Annotated in this window: 2 protein-coding genes and 1 pseudogene; 1 reads left to right on the forward strand and 2 read right to left on the reverse strand. The window is 40.4% G+C overall.

Annotated features, from left to right (window positions below; genetic code table 11):
- Positions 1–389: 389 nt before the first annotated feature.
- Positions 390–1,931, reverse strand: a complete 1,542-nt coding sequence (locus IQ228_RS24260) for a DUF4335 domain-containing protein (protein ID WP_193964726.1) — start codon at positions 1,929–1,931, stop codon at positions 390–392.
- Between the two features lie 70 nt (positions 1,932–2,001).
- Positions 2,002–2,604, reverse strand: coding sequence for a DUF3038 domain-containing protein (locus tag IQ228_RS24265; RefSeq protein ID WP_027401925.1), 603 nt, complete (start codon positions 2,602–2,604; stop codon positions 2,002–2,004).
- 51 nt (positions 2,605–2,655) lie between these two features.
- Here IQ228_RS24265 and IQ228_RS26960 point away from each other — a divergent pair.
- Positions 2,656–2,898: pseudogene (locus IQ228_RS26960) on the forward strand (hypothetical protein); the annotation flags it as partial.

Consider the following 2,898-nt stretch of genomic DNA (forward strand, 5'->3'; position numbering starts at 1 on the left):
CTTTAGTATCTATAATATTTCTCCATATTCTGGAACTAAAAAACTTACCTCTACACCACAAATATCCATTTGATAGACTTCTAATAGCTCAATCTAAAGTTGAAAATGCCACATTAATTAGTCGAGACTCAGTTTTCCAAAACTATGACTGTCCTGTAATTTGGTAAAACTTGAAAGGTAAAATAAGATTCTATAATCAACAAGGTGAATTGCAAAGATTAAGGAATCGCTGATGTTTCTTGAATTCAATCCTCATGCACAAATAGAACTTGAAAAAGCGACTTTATATCAATTGTATTTATGTTCACTTACTTAAATTATTAATAATGGTGCGTTACGCTGTCGGTAACACACCCTACTGTAGAGTACCAAAATCAAATTTTCGATGATTATGGTGTTTCTGGAAATGTTTGTACCTTGCTATCAGGACTGAGGATAACTCGGATTCTCAAGTTTTGCCCAGCTTTATTACTAGAAACAAAGGGTTTGCCAATTTCGGGAATACCACTACTATCAATGTATTCTCTGGCGACTTGATTTAATGGTAAAATTCTCTCGATTTTGCCGTCAATACTCAATGTTAAACTATATTCTAGAGTTTGAGAAAGTCCGGTTGGTGGTTGCCAACGCTTGTTGAGGTATTCTCTCGCTTCTGCTATTTGAGGTGTATCAAATAACGTTTTATTATCAGTAGATGGGGTATCTGAGGTGGGTTTGGTTGCGGTTCTTAATCTGCTTGCTAAACTATCTTGATTTTCTATTGGAGATGCCTGTTCTGGGATAGTATTTCCGGCAACACTTGGCAATAATTCCGCAGCAGCAGGGGTGGGAATTAGGTTCGGAATATTACTCAAATTGTTGTTGGGGATGGTGGCAATAGACTGGGATGGTTGGGTAATCTCAGATGGTACATTCTTGGATTTGGGGGGATTTATTCCTTTTTTATTGAGAATAGTTGAAGCATTTGGGATGGCTTTTGTTACTTTTGTGATGTTGGAATTGGGGATGATGGCTGGTAAGGGATAGGAGGAAGTATCGGATGGTATGGTTAATGGCGGTTGAGATGTTTGTGATGGTGCGGCTGGGATGGTTGCATTAGGAAAGGAAAGGGGTGGTGCGGGGGTACTCAGGTTAGGAAGTGGTGGTGTTAGTTGGGGTTGAGGGGTGATTAACGGCAGGGACGGTGTTGGTATAGGATCTTGTCGAGTAGGTTCTATAGCAACTGGTTCGGGAGACTGGAGGGCGTTTTTGGCGACTTTCTGGCGATTTTTCTGAATGTTATTGGCATATTGCCAGGTGAATGGTGTTAAACCGGCTGCTAATACTAAGACTGCGGCGATAGGGGCCCACTGAGGTAGACTCGGTTTAATAATTTGATGGCTGGTAGTTGGTAAGACGACTATATCAGATGAGTATTCGTCTAAAGCTGTTGCTAAATCAAATAGTTGTAGTAAACTCAGTTCAATTACTTGTCCAGATGTTTCGTTAGCAAGATCACCAAAAAAGAGTTGATGAGTTAAATTATGACTGGGTTCTAAATATGCTTTTGTTTGGGAAGTTTGGGTTTTAAAGGATGGGATATTTTGGGTAGGAAGGAGAGATGGGAGAATGTCTGTTAATTCTGGTTCTGATGTTGCGTGGGGATGATCACTGCCTAATAAGGTAATACTAAAATCTTCCGCAGATTGTTGCAGAATCTGTTGAACGTAGGTGGTAACGGTATCACATAAAATTTCTAGTTGCTGGCGATCGCCCTCAATGATTATTGTACTTGCTTCTGGTAGTCGCGGATCATCAAATCGCAAGCTAAAACTGAGATCACTAATCACCGTTTTGTCTGTCCACCTTGACAAAGGGGAATTTTGCGCTGATATTTCTAATGTACAAGTCGGGGGGGTGTAGCGACGAATTACAGAATTGGATGGAGACATAACAACAATTACAAAGAAAAAAATAGTTATTTTGGATTTTAGATGGGGAATGAAAATCAAAAATCCCAAATTATTTTGTGGAAAGGTCTATGAGTGCTAACCACAACCGCCGATGTCCACCAGATGCACTATAAAAGAGTAAATTTATTAACAGTTTGAGGGCGAGGTTGGTAAGCAAATCTGTTGAAGTTGCTTCTTCCTCTTCCATCCGGTCTTGGTAGGTATTACAAAAAGCGTCTATATAGTCTCCTAATAGGGCGGCTTGGTGAGGTTTTTGCTTATTTGCTGTCAATTGTTCTAATAAACCTACAGCCCGACGAATTAATTCTTGGTGTTGTTTGGCGAGATAGCAGATAATGAGAACTAGCGATCGCGCTTCTTCCACATCTAACTTTTTCCGTCCCCCTTGACTTTTGCGGAGGGGATTGGATTGCCGCAATCGCCACAATGCCACCCGATCTGGTACTTTGGATTCTAAGTTCAGACTAACTGCGGCTGACAGCATGGCTTCTGAACCAATACCAGTTAAGGTTTCTAGGGCTAATAGCACTAAATCTAACTGAGTTTTAATATTTTCCCATTGAGTTGTGTTTGGGACTGGGATTTGGTTTAAATCCTCCCAATGTGATTTTGGTATAGTCGGATTGGCGGTTGAGTGCATAACTTTTAGCATAAATGATCAGGCTTAAAGAAGCTGTGACTGTTACCTATTTGGAAACGAGATTTGTCATTTGTCATTTGTCATTTGTCATTGGTCATTGGTCATTGGTCATTGGTCATTGGTCATTTGTCATTTGTCATTTGTCATTTGTCATTTGTCATTTGTCATTGGTCATTGGTCATTGGTCATTGGTCATTGGTCATTGGTCATTGGTCATTTGTCATTGGTCATTGGTCATTGGTCATTGGTCATTGGTCAGTTGTTATCTTCTCCCTGCCTCCCCTGCCTCCCCTACTTCCCCTACCT

It is taken from the genome of Dolichospermum sp. LEGE 00246 (assembly GCF_015207865.1).
GTDB lineage: Bacteria > Cyanobacteriota > Cyanobacteriia > Cyanobacteriales > Nostocaceae > Dolichospermum > Dolichospermum heterosporum.